1 protein-coding gene is annotated in these 395 nt (G+C 48.6%); it reads left to right on the top strand.

Going from position 1 to position 395, the window contains the following annotated elements; genetic code table 11:
- A partial coding sequence (locus F0L74_RS34725) for a JHBP domain-containing protein (RefSeq protein WP_149842246.1) occupies positions 1-395 on the top strand: 395 nt, incomplete at both ends.

Below are 395 nucleotides of genomic sequence, written 5' to 3'. Positions count from 1 at the left end.
CGTCAATGACGTCACTTTCAACATTTTGAGATCAAAATTCAGCGTCGATCTTACCCTCCCCAAGCTCAGCGCCTCTTCTGTCGCCGTCAACGGTGAGGCCACCATCTTTGGCAGGGAATTGGCTGTAGCCAGTAGTGGAAGCCTTGTTGTCGAAGACCTTCGTCTGGTCTCCACAGTCAGCATAAGATTGCTACCTAGCATCAGCATTAGGGAGCTCAGTGCCGTTCTTACTGTTGGCAATGTTGAGTCCGCTCTCAAAGTTGTTCTCTTCGGCGAGGACGTATCCGAGAGGCTGAATGACGCTTTGAATAACAAACTTCCAGAACTTCTCGAAACTTACAACGACCAGATCAGGGAGATTGTTGAGCGCATCATCCTCTTCATCATCAACAATA

Source organism: Chitinophaga agrisoli, assembly GCF_008386695.1.
In the GTDB taxonomy this organism is placed as follows: domain Bacteria; phylum Bacteroidota; class Bacteroidia; order Chitinophagales; family Chitinophagaceae; genus Chitinophaga; species Chitinophaga agrisoli.
The sequence above is the reverse complement of the archived record's forward strand: the minus strand, read 5'-3'. Positions and strand labels throughout refer to the sequence as shown.